Annotated in this window: 18 protein-coding genes; 5 read left to right on the forward strand and 13 right to left on the reverse strand. The window is 52.4% G+C overall.

Features of this window, described 5'->3' with window-relative positions:
- Window positions 1–40 precede the first annotated feature (40 nt).
- Window positions 41–1474 carry a sodium:alanine symporter family protein gene (locus ABVN36_RS09970; RefSeq protein ID WP_023138534.1) on the reverse strand — a complete coding sequence of 478 codons (1434 nt, stop codon included), beginning with the start codon at window positions 1472–1474 and terminating at the stop codon, window positions 41–43.
- A gap of 245 nt (window positions 1475–1719) precedes the next feature.
- The gene (dpaL, locus tag ABVN36_RS09975; protein WP_000544857.1) at window positions 1720–2934 is read right to left on the reverse strand and encodes a diaminopropionate ammonia-lyase; all 1215 of its coding nucleotides are present in this window, start codon (window positions 2932–2934) and stop codon (window positions 1720–1722) included.
- A gap of 317 nt (window positions 2935–3251) precedes the next feature.
- On the opposite strand from dpaL, the gene ABVN36_RS09980 reads away from it, so the two are divergent.
- From ABVN36_RS09980 to aspC, 4 genes are all read left to right on the forward strand, one after another.
- Window positions 3252–3713, forward strand: a complete 462-nt coding sequence (locus ABVN36_RS09980; protein WP_000762342.1) for an Lrp/AsnC family transcriptional regulator — start codon at window positions 3252–3254, stop codon at window positions 3711–3713.
- 200 nt (window positions 3714–3913) lie between these two features.
- The gene (asnS, locus tag ABVN36_RS09985; RefSeq protein ID WP_000117867.1) at window positions 3914–5314 is read left to right on the forward strand and encodes an asparagine--tRNA ligase; all 1401 of its coding nucleotides are present in this window, start codon (window positions 3914–3916) and stop codon (window positions 5312–5314) included.
- Between the two features lie 605 nt (window positions 5315–5919).
- Window positions 5920–7011: a porin OmpF gene (gene ompF / locus ABVN36_RS09990; RefSeq protein WP_000977709.1), complete on the forward strand. Its 1092-nt coding sequence runs from the start codon at window positions 5920–5922 to the stop codon at window positions 7009–7011.
- Between the two features lie 184 nt (window positions 7012–7195).
- Entirely contained in the window at window positions 7196–8386 is a 1191-nt protein-coding gene (gene aspC, locus ABVN36_RS09995) for an aspartate transaminase (protein ID WP_000462706.1), read from the forward strand.
- A gap of 61 nt (window positions 8387–8447) precedes the next feature.
- Here the strand turns inward: aspC and ABVN36_RS10000 are convergent, their stop codons facing one another.
- From ABVN36_RS10000 to cmoM, 7 genes are all read right to left on the reverse strand, one after another.
- Window positions 8448–9095: an MBL fold metallo-hydrolase gene (locus ABVN36_RS10000; RefSeq protein ID WP_023138535.1), complete on the reverse strand. Its 648-nt coding sequence runs from the start codon at window positions 9093–9095 to the stop codon at window positions 8448–8450.
- A gap of 27 nt (window positions 9096–9122) precedes the next feature.
- The gene (locus tag ABVN36_RS10005) at window positions 9123–9671 is read right to left on the reverse strand and encodes a YcbK family protein (protein WP_000357052.1); all 549 of its coding nucleotides are present in this window, start codon (window positions 9669–9671) and stop codon (window positions 9123–9125) included.
- Window positions 9672–9930: 259 nt separating this feature from the next.
- The gene (gene ldtD / locus ABVN36_RS10010; protein ID WP_000925876.1) at window positions 9931–11778 is read right to left on the reverse strand and encodes a L,D-transpeptidase; all 1848 of its coding nucleotides are present in this window, start codon (window positions 11776–11778) and stop codon (window positions 9931–9933) included.
- Window positions 11779–12122: 344 nt separating this feature from the next.
- Window positions 12123–16589, reverse strand: a complete 4467-nt coding sequence (gene mukB, locus ABVN36_RS10015; protein ID WP_023138536.1) for a chromosome partition protein MukB — start codon at window positions 16587–16589, stop codon at window positions 12123–12125.
- A complete protein-coding gene (gene mukE / locus ABVN36_RS10020; protein WP_000060025.1) occupies window positions 16589–17293 on the reverse strand; it encodes a chromosome partition protein MukE in 705 nt (234 codons plus the stop codon). Before mukE ends, mukB begins: the two co-directional genes overlap by 1 nt.
- Window positions 17274–18596: a chromosome partition protein MukF gene (mukF, locus tag ABVN36_RS10025; protein ID WP_001288828.1), complete on the reverse strand. Its 1323-nt coding sequence runs from the start codon at window positions 18594–18596 to the stop codon at window positions 17274–17276. The genes mukE and mukF overlap by 20 nt, the downstream gene beginning before the upstream one ends.
- Window positions 18589–19392, reverse strand: coding sequence for a tRNA uridine 5-oxyacetic acid(34) methyltransferase CmoM (gene cmoM, locus ABVN36_RS10030; RefSeq protein ID WP_001154025.1), 804 nt, complete (start codon window positions 19390–19392; stop codon window positions 18589–18591). Before cmoM ends, mukF begins: the two co-directional genes overlap by 8 nt.
- Before the next feature lie 135 nt (window positions 19393–19527).
- Between cmoM and elyC the strand changes: the two genes are divergently transcribed.
- Window positions 19528–20304 carry an envelope biogenesis factor ElyC gene (gene elyC, locus ABVN36_RS10035; RefSeq protein ID WP_000899554.1) on the forward strand — a complete coding sequence of 259 codons (777 nt, stop codon included), beginning with the start codon at window positions 19528–19530 and terminating at the stop codon, window positions 20302–20304.
- Here elyC and ABVN36_RS10040 read toward each other — a convergent pair.
- From ABVN36_RS10040 to ABVN36_RS10055, 4 genes are all read right to left on the reverse strand, one after another.
- Window positions 20284–21177, reverse strand: coding sequence for a YcbJ family phosphotransferase (locus ABVN36_RS10040; protein WP_000436894.1), 894 nt, complete (start codon window positions 21175–21177; stop codon window positions 20284–20286). The genes elyC and ABVN36_RS10040 overlap by 21 nt on opposite strands.
- A gap of 210 nt (window positions 21178–21387) precedes the next feature.
- Complete coding sequence (gene kdsB, locus ABVN36_RS10045; RefSeq protein ID WP_000011576.1) at window positions 21388–22134, reverse strand: 3-deoxy-manno-octulosonate cytidylyltransferase; 747 nt, start codon at window positions 22132–22134, stop codon at window positions 21388–21390.
- Window positions 22131–22313 carry a protein YcaR gene (gene ycaR, locus ABVN36_RS10050; protein ID WP_000350061.1) on the reverse strand — a complete coding sequence of 61 codons (183 nt, stop codon included), beginning with the start codon at window positions 22311–22313 and terminating at the stop codon, window positions 22131–22133. Before ycaR ends, kdsB begins: the two co-directional genes overlap by 4 nt.
- A gap of 51 nt (window positions 22314–22364) precedes the next feature.
- Window positions 22365–23597, reverse strand: coding sequence for a winged helix-turn-helix domain-containing protein (locus ABVN36_RS10055; RefSeq protein ID WP_023138537.1), 1233 nt, complete (start codon window positions 23595–23597; stop codon window positions 22365–22367).
- Window positions 23598–23639: the final 42 nt, after the last annotated feature.

Consider the following 23639-nt stretch of genomic DNA (forward strand, 5'->3'; position numbering starts at 1 on the left):
ACTCTTCTGACCATTTTACCTGTTCTGCCCGCGATGGTGACTATTCTTCCCCTTCACTCTTCGACATATTTACGTGCGTAATTTGCGTTGTTTTTTCAGAATTAGTGTCCCGCTGTGTACGCGTTCTGAATATATTGAATTCGCTAATAAATTCTTTACGCAGCAAGAACAGAGCAATTACGTTGGGGATAACCAGAAAACCGACAGCAATATCAGCCATTAACCAGATTACCGGGATTTCCATATTAACGGCAATCAGTGGCGGCAAAAAATATAGCCATTTAATAATGCGTTCTAGCTTGTCGCCAAAAATATAGTTTATCGAAGTGCGAAATTTAATATATGAACCAAGATAAGAAGTAAACAGAATCAACGCCACACCGAGACAGAGAAACTGAACAATAATCGGATGCCATGTTTCTTTTAAGGCGGCAAAGATAATCTGAATACCTTGATAACTGGCGTCTGTCCACATACCAGAAGCAAGTACAGCAAATGCGGTAAAGTTACAGGTAATCATTGAGACAAAAAATACTTCCACTGCCCCCCACATTCCCTGACGGAAAGCGTAATCCACGTTGGCAGTAGCATGTACTGTGGCCGAGGTACCCATGCCGGCTTCGTTAGTGAATATTCCGCGACTGGCTCCTTTACTGATGGCCATCATGATGGTTGACCCGACAAAGCCACCGGCTGCTGGCGCAGGGGCAAAGGCATAATAGAAAATACTTTTTATAACCTGTGGGATAGCCTCGATATTCAATACCACTACACCAGCGGCACCAATGAAATAGGCAATGGTGATCGGTGGAAGTGCAATCGTACAGAATTTACCAAGACTGGAGAGTCCTTTTAAAATAACCAACGCGCCTACGATGACAATAAATCCCCCAATGACGCTTGTTGGGATGTCAAACGTATAGTGAATGACCGCCGCCATCGTATTAGTTTGCACAAAACAGGCATCCGTAATAACCAGAATCATTAATGCAAACGCATATAATCCTGCCAGGGGATGCCATTTTTTATTGAGCCCTTTCTTAATATAATGCATTGGGCCGCCATAATATTCGCCATTCTCACCTTTACTTCGGTATTTCACCGCCAGCGTCACTTCAACCATTTTGGTCATCATACCCACGACCGCAATGATCCACATCCAGAAAATTGCCCCAGGTCCGCCAACCGCAATAGCCGCAGCAACACCTGCGATCGTTCCCGCGCCTAATGAGCCGGATAGCACAGTGGCAGCCACCTCTATTGATTTTAAGGATTTTTTAGACGCTACCTCGCCAGTAGTGTTTTGTTTATTTTTTCCGGCAAGTGTACCAATTGTATTACGGTAAATTTCTTTTAAATTGATAATCTGGAAAAATTTGAGGCGTACTGTAAAATAAAAGCCAATGCCGATGACACACAAAAATAATGGGCCACCCCATAGAAATTCAAAGAGTTGTGAAAGTTGCTCTAACATAATGACCTCGGATTTAAATTAATTCGTTCAGTCTCAGAAATAATCTTTCCAGTTCAGCGTAATCCTGAATTTTGCCAACAACACTAAACTGGAAAGTCAGCGGGTAGGAGCATCCCTTACTCACTAAATGCCGTTTTAATGGTATATTGTTATGAAGTTTTGCTTCCTGCATTAGGTTTATTATGCGTATAAAAAACGCGATTTTTACATGCTGCCTTTATTATCTAATTTTTTAGTCGTAATGTTTAAGCACTGCGTCCGTTCCAGACTATATCTTCATAAATATCTGGGGACGTATCGCCTTCGGTGCTAATAAGCAGAACATGAGCACTGGCATCAAGCTGTAAGCGATTAGCAAGATCCTGATAATGCATATTGTTCATTAACTCATAAAGTAACCCTACGCCAATAGCTCCGGACTCGCCGGAAATAAAAGGCGTATCCGTACCTGGACGCGGCGCGGCAGAAATACGCATACCCTTAGCCGCCAGACAGTCATCAGCGGAAATAAAACAACTGGTGTTGTCCCGAATAATAGGCCAACTGATAATATTCGGCTCCCCACACGCAAGCCCGGCCATTATCGTCGCCATATCGCCAGTGACGCAGTGAGGTTGACCATCATCCATAACTGCGGATTGATAAAGACAGTTGGCCTGATGCGGCTCAACCACAATAATATTAGGGATATTTTCCTGCATTTTTTCAACAAAATAACCCATAACACTGCCAGCAAACGATCCCACCCCCGCTTGCAAAATAAGATGGGTTGGCAACGGACTGTTTGTTTCTGCGAGCTGCTCATAAGCTTCAACCGCTAGTGTCATATAGCCTTGCATAATCCACGTTGGGATCTCTTCATACCCTGTCCAGGCTGTATCCTGCAAAAGCACCCAGCCTTTTGTTTGCGCCATTCTATGGGCCAGTCGCACTGCATCATCGTAGTTCAGATCGGTGATGGTGCATTCAGCTCCATGATGGCGAATATTCTCTGCCCGGATTAACGATGATCCTTTAGGCATATAAACGACGGCTTTTAGACCTAATTGCTCCGCTGCCCACGCCACACCACGGCCATGATTGCCATCCGTCGCGGTAACAAAAACACAATCTTTAATTTTTTCTTTAATCTCAGGAGTGTTAAGGGCAGCAAAACTTAACGAGTTAATATCACATTGCAATTTATCAGCGAGATATTTTCCTACAGCATAAGAGCCGCCCAGACCTTTAAAAGCATTCAGGCCAAAACGCCAGGACTCATCTTTAATATGGATGGACCCTAGTCCAAGCCGCCGGCTTAGATGCGCCAGATTATGTAACGGCGTAACGGCATAATTGGGTAATTTTTTATGAAATGCTAACACCTCACGCCCAACATTTCCGTTAAGCAAACTTAAGGCCGCTCCTGTACCATATTTTTTCCGACGTGTATTAAACTGGTATTTAATAAGCTCATGCATAATGATACCTTTTGTTAAAGTTTATTTATTGAAATAATATGTTTTTGGCAATTATTGAGTAGAAACAAGTAAAGAACTCGCGTTTTGTGGCTGTAGTAGTGGTTATCCTCACTTTAATAAACCGTACTGATAAAAGAGTCGCACAATATCTATTACGTCCTTTTCTTTATTCCGCTGATTATGATAGTACTATGCTTATTGCTGTTAAATGGCGCGAAAATGCCCATCGTCGTGCAATTTTCACCTTTTTTTAACGGCCTTGACGCGGCAAAATTGCGCACAGTGATAGTCATCACATTAAAGAGGTTATTTGCGATATGAAGCTTGACGCCTGGGATAAAAACATTCTGACATTATTGCAGCGCGATAATCGTCTTTCTCAGCGGGAAATCGCCGAACAGGTCAATCTTTCCCCTTCGGCAGTGAATCGTCGTATCGCGGCACTGGAGGAGGCGGGCATAATTAAAGGCAATGTCAGCCTTATTGATGCTGGCAAAGTGGGACGCCCGGTCACGATTGTGGTGCAGGTGGTGATCGAAAACGAGCGATTCAATTTACTGGAAGAGGCTCGTCAACGGTTTGTCAGTTGCCCGCAGGTGCAGCAGGTCTACTACGTAACGGGCGATTTCGACTTTTTACTGGTGCTCAATGTTCGTGACATGGCGGAATATGAAGCGCTTACCCGTGAGCTTTTCTTTTCCTCAGGCAATATTAAGTCTTTTAAAACGATTGTCGTGATGCAAAACGCCAAGCAAGAGATGCGCGTCCTGATCGAGTAACGTGCGCAAAGCTTGCAAAACCAGCCTAAATTCTCAATGGTTCGCGAGCAGGTGCGAACTTTTTACAGGTTTCTTTCTGAAAACCTGCTTCCAGATGCGATTTCTGCTTGTCTGATTGCAGATGCCAGGTAACATAGGAATACCCCCATTTCGGGTGGACAAGTGTTTATTTTTTCCGACTATTAACTAGAGAGAATATTATGAGCGTTGTGCCTGTAGCCGACGTACTCCAGGGCCGCGTAGCCGTTGACCAAGAAGTCACCGTGCGCGGATGGGTGCGTACCCGCCGAGATTCAAAAGCTGGCATCTCCTTCCTCGCCGTTTATGACGGCTCCTGCTTTGATCCTGTACAGGCTGTCATTAATAATTCTCTGCCCAATTATAATGAAGAAGTATTACACCTGACGACAGGCTGCTCCGTAGTAGTAACAGGTAAGGTTGTCGCGTCGCCGGGACAGGGGCAAAGTTTCGAAATCCAGGCCACGAAAGTAGAGGTCGCAGGCTGGGTGGAAGATCCGGATACCTACCCGATGGCGGCAAAACGCCATAGCATTGAGTATCTGCGTGAGGTCGCGCATCTGCGCCCGCGCACCAACCTGATTGGCGCGGTAGCGCGTGTCCGCCATACGCTGGCGCAGGCGCTGCATCGCTTCTTCGATGAGCAGGGTTTCTTTTGGGTCTCTACCCCGCTGATTACCGCTTCCGATACCGAAGGCGCTGGCGAAATGTTCCGCGTCTCAACGTTGGATCTGGAAAACCTGCCGCGTAATGACCAGGGCAGAGTAGATTTTGACAAAGACTTTTTTGGCAAAGAATCATTCCTGACCGTCTCCGGCCAGCTCAACGGTGAAACGTATGCCTGTGCGCTGTCCAAAATCTATACTTTTGGGCCGACCTTCCGCGCGGAAAATTCCAACACCAGCCGCCACCTGGCGGAGTTCTGGATGCTGGAGCCGGAAGTGGCATTCGCCGATCTGGAAGACAACGCCCGTCTGGCGGAAGCCATGCTGAAATATGTCTTCAAGGCGGTTCTGGAAGAGCGTGCGGATGATATGAAGTTCTTTGCCGAACGCGTGGATAAAGACGCTATCGCTCGTCTGGAGCGTTTTGTCTCCACCGACTTCGCTCAGGTGGATTACACCGATGCGGTCGCCATTCTGGAACGCTGTGGTAAGACATTTGAAAACCCGGTGTTCTGGGGCGTCGACCTCTCTTCCGAACACGAACGTTATCTGGCGGAAGAGCATTTCAAAGCGCCGGTAGTGGTGAAAAACTATCCGAAAGAAATTAAAGCGTTTTACATGCGCCTTAACGAAGATGGCAAAACCGTGGCGGCCATGGATGTGCTGGCGCCGGGAATCGGCGAAATCATCGGTGGTTCCCAGCGTGAAGAGCGTCTGGATGTGCTGGATGCCCGTATGGCCGAAATGGGGCTGAATAAAGAGGATTACTGGTGGTATCGCGACTTGCGTCGCTACGGTACTGTACCGCATTCCGGCTTTGGCCTGGGCTTTGAACGCCTTATCGCTTACGTCACGGGTGTGCAAAACGTGCGCGATGTTATTCCGTTCCCACGGACCCCACGCAACGCCAGCTTCTGATTTTTACGTCACACTCAAGGCCAGCTATGCTGGCCTTTTTTTTCGCCTGAATGTCAGTTTTATTATCAATAAGTAAATAAATTTAATTACAACCCTCTGAATTACCACATCTTGTTACTGTATATTTCACGAAAATATTTACACATAAAAATTAATCCTTAATTTTATTGCGGATTAGATTTTTCTGCTCTAATAGCACAATTTTTCACCACAATTTCGGACATCAAGACTTCTAAATGGCTATTTTATGAAATAGCTCGTCTGCTGCTTTTTCAGGCACAACGGTTCTGCAAACGAATAATTACAATAAAATCATAGCGATAAAAGAAAAACGATCAAATCAAAGCGAGTACTCAGGGGAAGTTTGACGTTGTTCACAAAGTTCCGCGAAAATAACATTTGTTTACATACTCTTTCCTTTTGAAACTAAATCTTTATATTTGTAGCACTTTCACGGTAGCGAAACGTTAGTTTGAATGGAAAGATGCCTGTCAGACACATAAAGACACCAAACTCTCATCAATATTTCTGTAAAGTTTTATTGACGGAATTTATTGACGGCAGTGGCAGGTGTCATATAAAAAAACCAATGAGGGTAATAAATAATGATGAAGCGCAAAATCCTGGCAGCGGTGATCCCTGCCCTGCTGGCTGCTGCAACCGCAAACGCAGCAGAAATTTATAATAAAGATGGTAATAAGCTGGATCTGTACGGTAAAGCCGTGGGTCGTCACGTATGGACAACGACCGGCGATAGCAAAAATGCCGACCAGACTTATGCCCAGATTGGTTTTAAAGGGGAAACGCAGATTAACACCGATCTGACCGGTTTCGGTCAGTGGGAATACCGTACTAAAGCAGACCGCGCTGAAGGCGAACAGCAGAACTCGAATCTGGTCCGTCTGGCTTTCGCGGGTTTGAAATACGCGGAAGTGGGTTCAATCGATTATGGTCGTAACTACGGTATCGTTTACGATGTTGAATCCTATACCGATATGGCCCCCTACTTCTCCGGCGAAACCTGGGGCGGCGCCTATACTGATAACTACATGACCAGCCGTGCTGGCGGTTTGTTGACCTACCGTAACTCTGACTTCTTTGGTCTGGTGGACGGTCTCTCTTTCGGTATCCAGTATCAGGGTAAAAATCAGGACAACCACAGCATTAACTCTCAGAATGGCGATGGCGTAGGTTACACCATGGCATATGAGTTCGACGGCTTTGGCGTCACCGCAGCGTACAGCAACAGCAAGCGTACTAACGATCAGCAGGATCGCGATGGTAATGGCGATCGCGCAGAGTCATGGGCCGTTGGCGCGAAATATGATGCAAACAACGTCTACCTGGCTGCCGTATATGCTGAAACCCGCAATATGAGCATTGTTGAAAATACGGTTACCGATACCGTGGAAATGGCAAACAAAACGCAGAACCTGGAAGTGGTCGCTCAGTACCAGTTTGACTTCGGCCTGCGTCCGGCAATCTCGTATGTGCAGAGTAAAGGTAAGCAGTTGAACGGCGCCGACGGCTCGGCCGATCTGGCGAAATATATTCAGGCAGGCGCGACTTACTACTTCAACAAAAACATGAACGTATGGGTTGACTACCGTTTCAACCTGCTGGACGAAAACGACTACAGCTCCAGCTACGTTGGCACCGACGATCAGGCGGCTGTCGGTATTACTTACCAGTTCTGATCAGCAGACCCCTTTGTTTTATGCCTCAAAAACAGGACTTCGGTCCTGTTTTTTTATCTCTCTTAGAGAAAATGTGCGTCTTTCAAAAACAGGCGGGCTTTTTAGCGCTAACGGTTGGCATTTTGTAAATCTGCCGTTAACCTGATAGCGGATTTCCCTTCTGTAACTATAATGGAACCTCGTCATGTTTGAGAACATAACCGCCGCTCCTGCCGACCCGATTTTGGGCCTGACCGATCTGTTTCGCGCCGATGACCGTCCAGGGAAAATTAACCTTGGCATTGGCGTATATAAAGATGAAACCGGCAAAACACCGGTGCTCACCAGCGTTAAAAAAGCCGAGCAGTATTTACTGGAAAATGAAACGACGAAAAACTATCTCGGCATTGACGGGATTCCAGAATTTGCTCGCTGCACTCAGGAACTGCTGTTCGGCAAAGGCAGCGCGCTGATTAACGATAAGCGCGCACGCACGGCGCAAACGCCGGGCGGTACCGGCGCGTTACGCATTGCCGCCGACTTTTTAGCAAAAAATACTCCGGTAAAACGGGTGTGGGTGAGCAACCCCAGCTGGCCGAACCACAAAAGCGTGTTTAACGCTGCCGGCCTGGAAGTTCGGGAGTACGCTTACTACGATGCGGAAAATCACACGCTGGATTTTGAAGCGCTACAAGCCAGCCTGAGCGAAGCACAGGCCGGCGATGTGGTTCTGTTCCACGGTTGCTGTCATAACCCAACCGGCATTGACCCTACTCTGGAACAGTGGCAGGTTCTGGCTGAGCTTTCCGTTGAAAAAGGGTGGCTGCCGCTATTCGATTTCGCCTACCAGGGCTTTGCCCGCGGCCTGGAAGAAGATGCGGAAGGTCTGCGCGCCTTTGCCGCGCTGCATAAAGAGCTCATTGTCGCCAGCTCCTACTCCAAAAACTTCGGCTTATATAATGAGCGCGTCGGCGCCTGCACCCTCGTTGCCGCCGATGCGGAAACCGTGGATCGCGCTTTTAGCCAGATGAAATCCGCCATTCGCGCTAACTACTCCAACCCACCAGCGCACGGCGCGTCCATCGTCGCGACTATCCTGAGTAATGACGCCCTGCGCGCTATCTGGGAACAGGAACTGACGGACATGCGCCAGCGTATTCAGCGTATGCGTCAACTGTTCGTGAATACCTTGCAGGAAAAAGGCGCGAACCGTGACTTCAGCTTTATTATCAAGCAGAACGGGATGTTCTCATTCAGCGGTCTGACCAAAGATCAGGTGCTGCGTCTGCGTGAAGAGTTTGGCGTTTATGCCGTGGCTTCTGGTCGCGTGAACGTGGCGGGCATGACCCCGGATAATATGGCGCCGCTGTGCGAAGCCATTGTCGCGGTACTATAAAAAACTGTCGACTGGCGTGACCGATAAAAAAGCCTGCAATGTGCAGGCTTTTTCATTCCGCTTACCAGACCGGCATCTCATCTTGCAGGAAGGGATTATGCAGACGCTCGTACCCGAGCGTAGAGAGCGGGCCGTGGCCAGGAATAAAGGTCACATCATCGCCAAGCGGCAATAATTTACGCTTAATGGCGTCAATCAACTGGGTGTGATCGCCGCGAGGAAAATCGCTGCGCCCGACGCCACCTTTGAAAATCACATCGCCGGAGATCAGCAGTTGCGACTGTTCATCAAAGAAAACCACGTGTCCCGGCGTGTGTCCCGGACAATGTAACACCTGTAACGTCACATTCCCCACGCTGACGCGATCGCCGTCGTTCAGCCAGCGATCAGGCGTCAGCGGCTGACACTCATCCAGACCAAACATGCGGCTTTGCGCCGGCAGTCCTTGCAGCCAGAACTCATCTTCTTTTTCCGGACCGATAACAGGAACGTCGTAATGCTGCGCCAGTTCACTCGCCGCGCCGACATGATCGAGATGCCCATGCGTGAGTAAAATTTGCATCAACGTCACGCCGCTGGCGTCCACTTCCTGTTTAATTTTTTCCGCGTCGCCGCCCGGATCGACCAGCGCCGCCAGCCGGGTTTGTTCGCACCAGATTAATGAACAGTTCTGGGAGAACGCGGTGACCGGAATAATACGATAGTTCATACTGCTCCTTTGATTAAGCCTCGCTGATTACCAGTGCCGCGCCGGCCCGGTATCAATATGCACAAAGTTACTACGTGGGTAATATCCTACACCACCTGCGCGCATAGATAACGCCGCTTTGCGAATATTGCTCAGCGCCACGCCCTCAATATGAAAATCCATCGCCTGCCCTTTTGTATGGTAGCTTTTTTTCGCTACGCCGCTGCTACGGGCGCGTAATTCATTATTGGTATCAAGAGAACGGTAGCCTGAGATGAGCTGCACAGGTTTACGCGTCCCTAACAGCCCCTGAAGTCGGTAAAGTTGGTCAAACAGGCGGGGATCGATTGATCGGACTTTATTCGCGCGATAGTCACGGAAAAAATGGTTTAACTTTGCTAATTCATCCTGAATGTAGGCTCTTCCATCGAAAAACTCCGCCTTGATTGACTCTCCGGTATGGAGATTGTTTAACGTCAAAATGCGCGGGCGTGGGGTCGAGAGTGTGGCAAACGCTGGCGCGGGCAGGATGGCGGCGCCGAGAGCGACACCACCAAGCGCCAGCAGCTTGCGGCGATTAGCGTCAAATTTGTCCATGATAATCAGGTCTACAGGTCAATGTTATCGTTAATACACTTCTACCTTTAAGCAGACATGATACCGGCTGGCACAGACTTCTGAACGGCCCGGTCGACTTAAAGGTTGTTGTATATGCACTTCTGGCGCACGAAAGGCACCTTAACTGCCGATAAAGCCCGCGTCAAGATGGCCCTCCCCCAGCCACAACGGGGGTCTACAGCGAAACGCCCCGTTGAAGCCAAACATTAGGACAACATATTTACCAGAACTTCTTCATTTACCTGATTAATTGTTCAACCTTTGGCACAATTTGTGCGCTGGATCGCGCTGTGAGATCGTAATTGTAAATATCTGTACGATATTGCATACGTCCATCTGCGCCGACAAACGCGGTCAGATAGTAAAGATTTACTGGAATGTTCTGCCGGATATTGACATACCGCGTGTCGCCTTGCTTCAGGGCGCCTGAGATCCGCGCATCGTTCCAGCCAGCATCCTGCAAGAGCATATTCGCCAGTTCAGAGGCCTTATTGACCCGCACGCAGCCGGAACTTAACGCCCTGGCGTCACGCTGAAAGAGAGTATGGTTAGGCGTATCGTGCAGATAGATTGCATCTGAGCTCGGCATATTAAATTTATAACGCCCCAGCGAATTGTGCGCGCCTGGCGCCTGCTGGAAACGGAACGGAAGATTCGATGGCGTAATGGTGGCCCAGTCAACCTGCCACGGATCGATCGCTTCTTTGCTGTTCCAGCCGCGCATCACGGTGTAGCCATGGCGCTCCAGATAGCCTGGGTCATTCCACACCTTCGGTAAAATGTCTTTACGCGCAAGCGTGGGCGGAACGTTCCACGGCGGGTTCACCACCACATTATTCAGCGCGCTGCTCATCATCGGCGTTTTACGATCGGGACGCCCGACGATCACCCTTGAAGCCAGCACCTGGTTGCCATTCTGATAGTAGACCAGCGAATAAGCGGGAATGTTTACCATAATACCGGTAGAGAGTTCCGCCGGCAGCAGGCGTAAACGCTGGATATTCAGTGCCAGTACGCCTGCGCGTTGCGCGGGGGTCATATTAAGCCAGTTACGCGTCGCCGGGCCAATAACGCCATCCGCCCCCAGCCCTTGCCATGCCTGAAAACGCTTTACCGCCTCGACCAGTTCACGATCGTAGGCGCGTGCCGCCGGAACCGACTTACTACGGCGGGCCGTTTGTTCGTCGACCGGCTGCGCCACCGATGTTTCGACTACCGCGGCGGAGGGGCTGACGACGGCGCTATCAGCAGTGTTATCGCCGGGTAAGGCTATCTTTGGACCGCCATCCAGCATCCCCGTACGCTGTAATATTTCGCGCAGCGCAGGCACATCGTTACTCCATTGCCCCGGGCGCAGCGTCGCGGTATTGGCCAACTGCGGCCACGGGCGAGAGTCCGCCACCAGCTTCAGCAACGCGTCATGCATGGGCGCATACTGTGGATGCTGCGGCGCCAGGCTGGCGACAAACATCGGCAACTGGCCCTCTTCCAGCGCGATTTGCCACTGGTTAATCACCGAGACTGGCGGCGTCGCCAATGCGTAAGGTTTGTTGCTATATAACCAGCGCTGGCCTTTGACGGGGATATTCGCAATGAAATGGAGATAGCCCATCATGGCGTCTGACAACACAACATCGCGCGCCATACCGTTTACGGCGGGATCGGTCAACAATGCCACCCAGGCGGTAAACTGCGGCTGGAATCCGGCAATCGCCACCTCCGCCAACTGTTGCTGGAAGGCTTTCACCGCATCGCGATTATCCCACATGGGCTTCATGTCGCGCGCGGCATACAGCAATGTCAGCTGGCTCATATAGACCGGCGTATAGCCGGAAGGAAGCTGCGACTGTAAATCAGCCCGGACTTTCTCGGCTGAAACGCCCTCCGGCAGCGGCTGAATCCCGGCCATAATCGCCGTCGCGGCGGATTGCTTCTGCGGCCCAGCCTGATCCGTCGCGGCAACGGCGCTATCGCCAGGTATCATTTCAGGCTCATCGGCCTGCGCATTGAACAGTGGAGCGAATGTTACGGCCAGGCATAAACTGATTGCCGACAGACAACGACCACACATCTTATTAAGCAACATCCCTTGCCCCCTGTTTTCGTTATCATACTCCGCATGACTGCGCTGCCCGCAGCGCGGGTCAACCGCAACCAATGCTTTTGTTTAGTATGACGAGTCAGCCTGCTCACTCGTCAGGCTTAACTCCAGTATATAAAGTTCGTTACGTTTTTGCCTAACCTAATGTAAAGAAGTTTAAAGAAAATGCACTACCCGGAGAGATTTTTCAGATAAAGAAAAAGGCGGCTTTCGCCGCCCCAGGCTAATGATAAAACAGAACTTGTTGTGCCGGATGGCGGCGTAACCGACTTATCCGGCCTTGCCTGATAAGCGAGGCGCCATCGGGCACTTCATCGTTTCTGCCGTGTTTAACTCGCTTCTGAAGGCGTATCTTCCGTCTGCGTACCGGGAAGCGTTTCCGGAAGCTGTGGCGCAAAGCCACGCAGCCCGACAACATGAACATGCTCAGTATTCTGAAACACTTTACGCACCAGTTTATACGTCGTGCCCTTCTCCGGACTGATGTTTTCCGGCGCAGCGATGATGAGCTGCATCTGCAAACGTTCACATAGTTCAAACAGCGTGGCGATAGAGCGCGCATCCAGACGCGCCGCTTCATCGAGGAACAGCAGGCGACATGGCGAAATATCTTTCCCGCGCAGTCTGCGCGCTTCGTCTTCCCAGCTTTGCACCACCATCACCAGAATTGACATCCCGGTCCCGATAGCTTCCCCCGTTGATAGCGCGCCGGATTCCGCACGCAGCCAGCCGTCGGACCCACGGTTAACTTCAACTTCCATTTCCAGATAGTTACGGTAGTCCAGCAGCTCCTCGCCGATGGTCTGCGGCGTGCGTTGCCCCATATCGATCTGCGGATTCAGACGCTGGTACAGTTTCGCCAGCGCTTCGGAGAAGGTCAGACGATTGCTGTTAAACAGATCCTGGTGCTGCTCCTGCTGTTCTGAAAGCACATCCAGCAAGGTGGCATGCGTTTCACGCACGTTGACGTTTAACCGCACGCTATTCACCTGGCCAAACGAGACGCTTTGCAACCCCTGGTTCAGCATACGGATACGGTTCTGCTCACGCTGGATAGTCTTGCGGATAATGTTTGCCACGCTGCGGGAACTGATCGCCAGCTTTTGCTCACGCGATGTCAGCTCTTCCGTCAGACGGCTCAGTTCAATCTCCATTTGTTCAATGGCTTCAACCGGATCGTCGGTACGAATAATATCCTGACGAATACGTTCGCGCAGATGCTGGTAAACGGCCACAAAGAACTGGATTTTACGTTCCGGGCGTTTCGGATCTTCCGACAGGCGCAATACGTCGCGCAGATGTTCGTTATCCGCGACGGCCAGGCGCAGCGCGCCCAACGCCTTATCCGACATGGAGCGCAGTTCATCCGCCGACAGATAAGCCAGCTCACGACGGTGCAGACGGCGTTCCACGCCATTGTCTTTCACCATCCGCATGACCGCGCACCAGCCGGCTTTCGCGGTCACGACCTGCTCGCGCATTTCATGATAATCACGCTCCAGCTTGCGCAGCTTACGGGTCAGGTTCTCCATCTCCGCTTCGCAGAAGGTGAGCGCTTTCTCAAGCTGATTGCGACGCGAACGGTTATTGCTCAACTGGGCGTGCAGTTCATCGCGACGCTGGCGGGCGCGTTCTTCCGCCCCGCTGTCGGCGCGAACGCCAATATCCTGTAATTCACGCTGCAAATCGTTAAGCAGCTCTTTTTTCGTGTCGTAAGAGCTTTTTAGCGAGGCCAGGACCTGGCTGTACTGACTTAACTGCGCGGCATGGCTGCGCAGCGCTTCGCGGGCGCGGGTACGCTCGGCTTCCGCCTGCTCCAGCCGCTGGCGCAGCTTTTCGTTGAGATCGCTGTTGCCGCTCAGCATTTCCGCCGAGTCGGAATAGCTGAAATGCGCCCGACGTTCGACGACTTCAGCCAGCGCAAAAGCCTGCTGGCGCGCGTCGCGCTGCATTTGCTGCGACCATGCATAGTCTTCTTTTAACTGCTCAAACTGTTCCGGATCGCTTTGCAGAACGGAAACCACCGGCTCCAGTTTGGCTAACTGGTTGCCATATTGCTGCACAAATCGCGCCGCTTCTTGAGCCTCATCCAACCGTTCCTGAATTTCATCGACCCGATCAGCCAGCGTTTCATCGGCCAATAAATTCAGCCGCGGCAGCAAACGGTTAAGCGCGGAAACGCCCTCTTTCGCCTGCTCAAACTGAATTCGCTGCTGCTGGTTGTCGCTTTCATGCGTCGCCAGCGCGCGCTCCAGCTCGACGCGACGCCCGTTCAGTCGGCGAATTTCCGCTTCCGGATCGTCCTCAAAAGCGACGGAAAGGTGGCTGCCGATAAAACGGCTGAACGCCTGGTGCAAACGCTGGGTTTTCTGCACGTCAAACGAGAGCGTGGCAAAGCGCTCGGAAAGCACTTCCCGTTCCGCATGGAGACTTTCAATACGGTTCTCGCGCGCCGCACGGCCAAAAATAGGCAGTGACGGGAAACGCGAATAACGCCACTGACGGTCGGCAATTTTCACGACCACCGCCTTTTCCAGCTCGTCAACGCTGAATACGCTGTCATCAAAAGACTGCGGATCGCCTTCGATCAGGTACAGATCTTCCGGGCAGTCGGTCAGACCTTCAAGCTGTTCGGCTATTTGCGATAAATCCGGTACGACGATCGCATGGCGCGACGGGCCATACAGTGCGGAAAAGTACGGCGCATCTTCAAGGCTGACATCATCGTAGATTTCCGACAGCAGTACCCCGCCAAAACGCTCCGCCAGCGCATTCAAACGCTGGTCTTCCGCGCCGCCCGGCTGGCTTAAACGTTCGATCTCTTCATCAACCGCATTTTTACGCGCGCCCACTTCGTCGCGTTCGACAATGGCTTCGCGCTCACGCTCCAGTAGCTGTTGCAGGTATTCGGTCACTTCCTGGCTGGACGTAAACTCCTCGCCGCACTGTTCGCTAAGCTGGTTCAGACTGTTTTGCGCCGCCAGCCAGACGGGCGCACGCCGCATCAGATGTTGAATACGCGACTGAAGCTGCTCCTGCTCCTGACGCAAGGCCATACGCTGTTCGCTGGCTGACGACACGCTCTCAGACAAGGACGCGATGCGGGCTTCCAGCTCCTGATGCAGCGCTTCCAGTTCGTCAATATCAAAATTTTTGCCCTGTCGCTTACAGAACTCCGCCAGCAGACGTTCCGCCTCTTGCTGCTCGCGCAGTCGCTGTTCCAGTTCGCTCAGACGCATCCGCAGCGGCTGTACCTGTTCCGCCAGATGACGCTGGTTCACGCCGTCCCGTAACAGCTCGCGCGCCACGTCCCAGGCTTCGCTACGCGCCAGCGGGCCGTTGATCGCCGCTACCAGCTGATAAGCCTGCTCAAACTGACTGTGCGCGGTTTGCGCCACGCTCATTTTTTGTTCCAACGACAGCAGTTTTTCCGTAGCTTCCTGTTCTTTTGCCTGGAAAGTATCCAGCCATTCGGCGGCGCTTTCCGGCGTTAGATCCGGCAGATGACAAAGTTCTTTAGCGCGGGCAAGCGCTGATATCGCCTGGTTATACTGAATCGCGCGCGTTTGCTGTACATCCAGCGCCTGCTGGTAATCCGCAAGCTGGCTTTTGAGTTCATCGACTTCCAGCTCGGCGGCTTCGGCACGCGCTTCATTTTCGTCCTGCATTTCGGCGGCTTCCGCCACCACTTCGTTTTGCTCTTCGAGTCGAATCTGCAGCTCTTCAAGATCCGCTTCGTAGCGTTCAATTTTTTCCTGCTGGCGCAGCGCGGTTTGTACCAGATTCAGGTGATCGCTCGCCGCCTGGTAATCCGCTTCAAGAGAACCTTCGGCGCCGTTATGTTCGCCCAACTCACGGGCCATATCGACGTGCTTGTACTGCTCCGCCGCCAGTTGTTTGCGCGATGTGTACAGTTCGCGTCGAAACGCCAACGCCTGATCAAGGTGAACCCGACGCTCATTGGCGTGGCGCATATAATCCGCCGCCACATAATCGGTGGCTTCGCTGATCAAATGCTTAAACAGATCGCGATCGGATTGGGTAACACGAATCGCTTCCAGCGTGAGTCGGTTCTCGCGCAGCGCCGCCTCCATATCCTGGAACGCCTTGCGCACGCCGCTGTTTTCCGGCAATAAATAATCGCGTAGCGACCGGGTAATGGCGCTGGAGATCCCGCCGTACAGCGAGGCCTCTATCAAACGATAGAATTTACTACGATCGGAAGCGGAGCGCAGACGACGGGCGATAATCCCTAAGTCAAACATCAGCGAATGATAATCGGTGATGGAGTTAAACTGCTTAAACTGCACGCCTTCCATCTCGTCAAGCTTGTCTTTCAGCTCAGCAAGCGACAGTACGCGCGCCTGACGTTCGTTTAATGTCTCCGTCACCAGTTGTGTCGGCTGTACCGACATCGGCAGCCCCTGGATAGCGAACGGTTTGATGTCCACTTTGCGATCGCGCCCAGCGACCTGCTGCAGACGCACGCCGACCACCACCCGCTGATGGCGGGAATTAATGGTGTCGAGCATGGAGTAACAGACGCCCGCCTTCAGCTTACCGTGCAGACCTTTATCGCGCGAACCGCTGGTGGCGCCGGCTTCCGTGGTGTTACGAAAGTGCAGTAATGTAAGATCCGGGATCAGCGCCGTGACGAACGCCGCCATCGTCGTGGACTTCCCGGCGCCGTTGCCCCCGGATAACGTCGTGACCAGTTCATCCAGGTCAAAAGTGCGGGCAAAAAAACCGTTCCAGTTAATCAGCGTTAGCGAGCGAAATTTACCGCGTTCAATCATTATTCTTCCTCTCCACTGTCCGGCTGACTCTCTTCGGTCTCATCATTAAGTTGCAGATGGTTTTCAATGGGCATCGCTTCCCCGTCGCGGATGAGACGACGCTGCGCCTCGCGAGGATCGTCGCCGGCGCGGACATCCGCGCCAAAGCGGAAGACCGATTCGGTAATGCGGAATTTGCTGCTGTCGTGGCCCATAAACCATACCATGCCCAAACGACGCAGGCGGTTTAAAGAAGAACGCACCTTTTCCTGCAGTTTCTGACGATCAACGTCAGATCCCGTCGAGCGGTTATTCACCAGCTTTAGCAGTTTGGCTTCGTCCGCAAGGGTAAGCAGCTCGTCGTACAACTCCTGCTGAGTAAAGATCCCTTCGTTGGCCAGACGCTCCGGGCTAAGATAGAGGTAGCAGAGAATTTTACCGACCATCATATCCAGTTCGGATAACACCGAGCGCGGGATAAGCGTAGTAGAACGCGGACGCAGGTAGAAGAACCCCTCCGGCGCGCGAATCAGCTCCACGTTATAACGCGCGTAAAACTCTTCCAGGTATTCCTGAAAATCCATCAGAAAGGCATGATTATCCAGTTCGTCCAGCCCAATGTGGCGGCCCGAACGTAATGCGCTATCCAGCGCCGGAAATAACGGATTCGCCAGCGCCTGCGCCAGCTTAACCGGCATCACTTGTTCAATATTTGTCAATGACATGCGCCTGTACCTTGGCTCCGTAATCATTAATCGGCTGCCATTTGGCTGGCAGTCCGGTGAAATCTGCTTGCGCTACGCCAAGACGTACCGCTTGATCGATAACAATACGCGCCACGTCGAAATGACGCGCGCGCGGGTATTGCGCCAGATACTCGCGCACCACCAGCCCAAGATCCAGTGGCGTTTGTCTGGTTTTGTAGATAGCCAGCTGTTCTTCAATGATGGCCGCTAACTGCTCGCGGATCTCGTTAAACTCTTCATATTCCAGATCCGGCGGCAACTCCCCGGTGACTTCATCGTCACGCAACGCCATCTCTTCATCGCGCATATCCAGCAGACGATCGGCATTCGCGTAGGTTAGCGCCCACGGATCGTCAAAATAAGTCTGTACGGACTGGCGCAACCGCTGGGCGAAGACACGGTTTTTATCCATATCGATCGCGGTACGGATAAATTTATGCACGTGACGATCGTAGCCGATCCATAAATCAATAGACTGCTGACCCCAACTGATAATGCGGTCGAGTTTACTTTGTAAGTCAAACACCAGCCTGTCGACAAAATGCAGATCGTCGTGCGTCATCGTGGCATCCTGAATGCGCAGCAGGTTAGCCTGCAGCTTATCGCCCGCCGCCTCCAGCGTATCCTGCAACTCGCGCAGCGTACCGGACGTTTCGGAAAGCAGCAGCTCACAGCTGGAAATCGCCGCCCGCCAGTCTTTATTCAGCAGTTGTGCGATATCATCTTTCACCTGCTGCTGCTGTTCATCCATGATGCGCTGGGTGAGATCGATACTGTCGAAAATCTCCGCCACCGAATATTTCAATGGCGCGTAAACGTTGCGATGCCAGTGGAACTCATCGCCACCCTCCGCTGCCGCATCCGCCGCGCGCTTCAATTCGCCGGCCACAATCGACAACTGCATAGAAAGACGCAGCGTAGAGAATTCGCGTTGACGAATGTAGTAATCGGTGATGCCAATCCCGAGCGGGGTTAATCGGTAAATCGCATTGCCTTCAGCCTGCTCGCTGGTAAAGCGGTTCAGCAGACGTTGACGCACCATATCGTTAATCGCGTTATTAGCGCGCACGCCGATGGTTTCGCTGGTTTGCTCAAACGCATCACTCACATGGCGGAATGCATCCACCAGCTCGCCTTCACTCATCTCGCCGTCAAGGCGTTCGCCGTTCAACGTGGCGACCGCCAGCAGAAAGGAAAGTCTGTCTACCGGCAGCGAGATGGAAAAGTCGTTTTTTCTGGCCCAGGCAACCAGTTCGGGGACTGTCTGGGAAAATTCACTCATAGGTTATCCTTGCATCTGCGGCTAGCGCCGGGCTTTTAATCGCGGTGACATGAATGTAGCGCCCAAGGCTAATATACGGCTCCTGGCGGCAATAACGCGTTTCCAGTTCGACCAGGGTCTCATAACAGTCACGCTGCTGGTGTTTTTCACGCAGATAATCATGAAACACACGCACGCCGGTTTTACCGGTAATCTGCCAGCCAATCGCCTCCAGCCACTGGTACACCTGCGCGGGGTCGCGCGGGTAGTCAGGCGACAGCGTGCGCTTCTTGCGTTTAGGCATCCCCGCCTGCACGTAGTCAAAATTACCCGCCACCATATTGTGCATCAGCAAACCGTTAGCGTTATAGAACATCAACGACAGCGCGCCGCCAGGGCGCAATACTGACCAGAGCGTTTCTAATACGCCGACAGGATCGGCTACCCACTCCAGCACAGCATGAAACAATATCAGATCAACCGGGCTTTCCAAATGCGAAGCGACGTCCTGAGCCGGGCATTGTATAAAATGCATGTCTTTGCTCACACCTTTTGCCTCGGCCGCCTGCCGCGCGCGGGCGATCATTTCGCCAGACAGATCGCATAACGTCACCTGATGGCCGCGTTCCGCCATCTTAATCGCCGTTTGCCCTTCGCCGCCGCCGGCATCCAGTACCCGCAGTTTTCGCCCGCCAATCTCCTCCAGCACGCGATCCAGGTCTTGCCACAGAATGGCTTGCCGCAGTTGTCCTTTGGTCGTGCCGTAAATGTTACGGGAAAACTTTTCAGCAATGTCATCAAAATTGCGATCCTGCATCGGACTCTCCACAGGCTGGCTCAGGCGTTATCTGATAAAACCGCTATTTTGTCACAGCCGCGGCGAGAATGAACCTGTCTGGTGTAATATCACCGTTAATCCTCCGCTATATGGTTAAAAAAGGAACCAAAAAGGATGCTTTTTACGCTAAAGAAAGTGATTGGCGGTATGTTATTGCCGCTTCCGCTGATGTTGCTGATCATTGGCGTCGGCCTGGCGCTGCTCTGGTTTAGCCGCTTTCAGAAGACCGGAAAAGTATTTATCAGCGTAGGTTGGCTGGCGCTATTGCTATTAAGCCTGCAACCCGTTTCCGACCATTTACTGCGTCCGATAGAAAACCGCTACCCTACCTGGCAGGGTCCGCAAAAGGTGGAATATATTGTGGTTCTCGGCGGCGGCTATACCTGGAACCCGCAGTGGGCGCCGAGCTCTAATTTAATTAACAACAGCTTACCGCGGCTGGCGGAAGGCATTCGGCTGTGGCGCGCGAATCCGGGAGCCAGGCTGATTTTTACCGGCGGCGTAGCAAAAACCAATACGGTAAGCACGGCGGAAGTCGGTGCGCGGGTGGCGCAGTCGCTGGGCGTACCGCGTAGCGATATTATTACGCTGGATAAGCCAAAAGATACGGAAGAAGAAGCCGCCGCCGTTAAGCAGGCCATCGGCGACGCCCCTTTCCTGTTGGTAACCTCCGCCTCGCATTTGCCGCGTGCGATGATTTTCTTTCAGCATGCCGGGCTGAATCCGCTTCCCGCGCCGGCGAATCAGTTAGCGATCGATTCGCCGCTCAATCCCTGGGAGCGGGCAATTCCGTCCCCGGTCTGGCTGATGCACAGCGATCGCGCTGGGTATGAAACATTAGGGCGACTTTGGCAATGGCTGAAAGGCATATCAGGCAAGCCAGGGGAGTAATGATTTCGCCGCCAGATCAAAATTGGTACGGTTAAAACGTCCGGTATTGACCAATTGCGCAACCTCGTCCCACAGCACATAGAGCCAACGCCGCCAGATGAAGGACTCCGCCACTGGCGCGCGTTGCAGATAATGCCAAAGCAATCCCTCCGCCAATGGATTATCCATCAGGCGAAACAGTTCGAACTCTCTCGGCGCCCACAGCATCAGCCCGGGGCCGACCATCGCCAGAAGCTGATCGCTACGGGCGTCTTTAAGCATACTGCGCAGGCAGAAGTTGCCATGCACCAGTACGCAGTTGTCGTTAAACCCTTCAAATAACGAAGGAAGACATTCTCTGGTACGAAACAGAATGCGTCTGTCCTGCATCGTCAGACCAGTATTGCTGAACTGATTCAGCGTCGTCCACAGCACCTCCACCCGCTGACGATACCAGGAAGGCCAGATATTCTCCTGAGTATGGTCTACGGCGCCAACGCAACCGCGGCTATCCTGCCGATGCCAGGCTAACAATCCTTCGACAATCTGATCTTTTAGCTGTTCCCAGCGTTCCGGAGTGCGCGCCGGCGCCTCGACCGGCACGCCGCGCAGTCGTTCCAGTAGCAGCACATCCGGACCAGGATGCTCTTCATGCGTCAATACGCCATAGATTACCGGCATCCTCACCGTACCGCTACGCGCCAGCATTGAGGTTTTCCATGCCAGTTGCTGCGCAACGCCGGGAGTGGTAAAGCTTCGCGCCATCAGCGGCATCGGATTTCCCTGGCTGTCATATAATGACCATAATGCGGAATCCGCTTTCTCATTCACGCACTCTATACGGCTAAGTTTTTCACCCAACAAATGACTGAGTTCGGCCCGCAACTGTTCCATTCCAGATTACCCCCATTAGTGCTACTGCTTTAATAATGAGCGTCGTATGGACAGATGTCACCCGTATCAGATCAAGGGAAGAAAAGAAAAATGAGGAAAATCGTAACGGTACGAGAAAGCCGTCACTGATGAGCAGACGTGAGTATTCATCTTTGCGCTATCATACCGCGCTGTTCATGACCGTCTAAGACGATCATGAACAGGATCATGTTAACGCATTTCAGCGCGCACGCGCTCCAGGTCGTCGGCGGTGTCTACGCCCGTGCCGGGCACCGCTTTGGCGACAGCGACATGAATTTTTTCGCCGTACCACAGCACACGGAGTTGCTCCAGCATTTCAATATGTTCCAGCGGGCTGGGTTGCCAGCTCACGTAACGGCGGATAAATCCCGCGCGATAGCCATAAATGCCCAGGTGACGAAGGCAAGTATCCCCTACCGTTTCCAGACTTTTTGCAAAGCGATCGCGATCCCAGGGAATCGTCGCCCGGGAAAAGTAAAGCGCATAGCCTTCAGCATCCAGCACGACTTTTACCGCATTCGGGTTAAACGCTTCTTCGGCGCTGTGAATCGGCACCGCCAGCGTCGCCATGCCAACCTGGCGCTGCGCCAGATTTTCCGCGACCTGGCGAATAATAACCGCCGGGATCATCGGCTCATCGCCCTGAACGTTCACAATAACGGTATCGTCGCTGAATCCGCACTTCTCTACCACTTCCGCCAACCGTTCGGTGCCGGACTGGTGATCGGCGCGCGTCATGCACACTTCGCCGCCAGCCGCTTCTACCGCACGAGCCACGTCTTCATGATCGGTCGCGACAATAATGCGTTCCGCGCCAGATTCGCGCGCCCGCTCCAGGACATGAACAATCATGGGCTTACCATTAATATCCACTAATGGTTTGCCTGGCAGTCGGGTAGATGAAAAACGGGCCGGAATGATGACGACGAAACTCATGATTTACTCTCATCAGATGTCAGGGCGCGAGCTTCATTTTCCAGCAATACAGGAATGCCGTCGCGTAACGGGAAAGCGAGATTATCCAGTTTGCAAATTAATTCTTGCTGTTCCTGGTTATACCAGAGTTTGCCGTTACATACCGGGCAGGCGATGATTTCAAGCAGACGATGATCCATAGTTCCTCCAGATGGACCGGATTGTGAATCCTTCAATATTAACATAATCAGTTATGGTGCAGGGTCTATTTCCCAGCCATGACGCATGGCGCTAAACAGGCCTGGCGGACATTGTCCCAGCGTCACGCGCGATGCCCGTTGCCAGGCAGCAAACGCGCTAATCGCCTGCCAGATTCCTTTTTGCAGACTAACGCCAGGGCGAATATCGTCCTCCAGATACAGCGAGATAACCTCAAGCACCCCCGTTTTACGATGCATTTTGGCATCCATTCGCCCGACTAAACGGCCCTGGTATAATAGCGGCAGCACAAAATAACCGTACTGGCGCTTCGCCGCGGGCGTATAACATTCCAGCCGATAGCTAAATCCGAAGAGCTGCGCTGCCCGCTTGCGATCCCATACCACAGGATCGAAAGGCGACAGTACTGCGCTATGGGTCGCCTTTAAGGCGTTATTCAGCGCCGGTTCCAGCTGCGAAAGAAGATCGGCATGAAGCCACATCCGCCCCAACGTTTCCACCTCGACCGGAATAATCTGCTGCTGTTCCGCCCGGCTCTCCCGCCATCCCTTCAGGTCAGGACGTTTCAGGCGGTAGTAATCCGCCAGCCACTGTTCACGGAAAATCCCCAGACTGCGCGCGCTATTATCCAGCATCAGGTTTTCCGCCTGCGACTGTGACAGTCCATCGCGTTCATCATCCCAGTGCGGCATCACACGGGGCGTTAAATCATATACACGTTGAAAATTACGCCGCTCAACAACCATGACTTTTCCGGCGGTAAATAAACCCTCAAGGTGGCGTTTATGTGGTTTCCATTCCCACCAGCCGCTGACGCCTTTCTGCGCATGTTCAAAATCGGCAGAACGCACCGGACCGTGCTCCTGAATATGCCGCACTAGCTGTTCTATTTCTTCCGCGTGCTCATGCATCCATGCCGCGCGATATTTCCAGCCCATCTTTTCCGGCGACAGCATACGATGGCGGATAAGTTTAAAGTCGCGGCGTGGTAAGAAACAGGCCTCATGCGCCCAGTATTCCATTAACTCGCCGCGTCGCAGCGCCTCATCCAGCCAGGCCTGCGGGTACGAACCGAGACGGCTAAACAGCACCAGATAGGGGCTACGTGCGACAACATTGATGGTATCAATTTGCAGCAACGCCATGCGTGAGATGGCGGCAAGAACATCGCCAGGCAGCGCGTTACGGCGCGGCTTTTTCAATAGCCCCTGCGCAGCAAGGTGAAGACAACGGGCCTGGGAAAGAGAAAGGTACGGCAATGACATTCATGACTCCATAAATTCATCACTGCCGCTGCATTGGGGTAC

The sequence above is a fragment of the Salmonella sp. SJTUF15581 genome, from assembly GCF_043356775.1.
GTDB lineage: Bacteria > Pseudomonadota > Gammaproteobacteria > Enterobacterales > Enterobacteriaceae > Salmonella > Salmonella enterica.

Bases quoted from the DNA above. Each gene is read 5' to 3' on its own strand.
- ompF (WP_000977709.1), top strand. From the start codon at position 5,920: ATGATGAAGCGCAAAATCCTGGCAGCGGTGATCCCTGCCCTGCTGGCT.
- ABVN36_RS10040 (WP_000436894.1), bottom strand. From the start codon at position 21,177: ATGGAACAGTTGCGGGCCGAACTCAGTCATTTGTTGGGTGAAAAACTT.
- mukE (WP_000060025.1), bottom strand. From the start codon at position 17,293: ATGTCATTGACAAATATTGAACAAGTGATGCCGGTTAAGCTGGCGCAG.
- ABVN36_RS10005 (WP_000357052.1), bottom strand. From the start codon at position 9,671: ATGGACAAATTTGACGCTAATCGCCGCAAGCTGCTGGCGCTTGGTGGT.
- ldtD (WP_000925876.1), bottom strand. From the start codon at position 11,778: ATGTTGCTTAATAAGATGTGTGGTCGTTGTCTGTCGGCAATCAGTTTA.
- kdsB (WP_000011576.1), bottom strand. From the start codon at position 22,134: ATGAGTTTCGTCGTCATCATTCCGGCCCGTTTTTCATCTACCCGACTG.
- dpaL (WP_000544857.1), bottom strand. From the start codon at position 2,934: ATGCATGAGCTTATTAAATACCAGTTTAATACACGTCGGAAAAAATAT.
- aspC (WP_000462706.1), top strand. From the start codon at position 7,196: ATGTTTGAGAACATAACCGCCGCTCCTGCCGACCCGATTTTGGGCCTG.
- asnS (WP_000117867.1), top strand. From the start codon at position 3,914: ATGAGCGTTGTGCCTGTAGCCGACGTACTCCAGGGCCGCGTAGCCGTT.
- mukB (WP_023138536.1), bottom strand. From the start codon at position 16,589: ATGATTGAACGCGGTAAATTTCGCTCGCTAACGCTGATTAACTGGAAC.
- elyC (WP_000899554.1), top strand. From the start codon at position 19,528: ATGCTTTTTACGCTAAAGAAAGTGATTGGCGGTATGTTATTGCCGCTT.
- ABVN36_RS09980 (WP_000762342.1), top strand. From the start codon at position 3,252: ATGAAGCTTGACGCCTGGGATAAAAACATTCTGACATTATTGCAGCGC.
- cmoM (WP_001154025.1), bottom strand. From the start codon at position 19,392: ATGCAGGATCGCAATTTTGATGACATTGCTGAAAAGTTTTCCCGTAAC.
- ABVN36_RS10055 (WP_023138537.1), bottom strand. From the start codon at position 23,597: ATGTCATTGCCGTACCTTTCTCTTTCCCAGGCCCGTTGTCTTCACCTT.
- ABVN36_RS09970 (WP_023138534.1), bottom strand. From the start codon at position 1,474: ATGTTAGAGCAACTTTCACAACTCTTTGAATTTCTATGGGGTGGCCCA.
- mukF (WP_001288828.1), bottom strand. From the start codon at position 18,596: ATGAGTGAATTTTCCCAGACAGTCCCCGAACTGGTTGCCTGGGCCAGA.
- ycaR (WP_000350061.1), bottom strand. From the start codon at position 22,313: ATGGATCATCGTCTGCTTGAAATCATCGCCTGCCCGGTATGTAACGGC.
- ABVN36_RS10000 (WP_023138535.1), bottom strand. From the start codon at position 9,095: ATGAACTATCGTATTATTCCGGTCACCGCGTTCTCCCAGAACTGTTCA.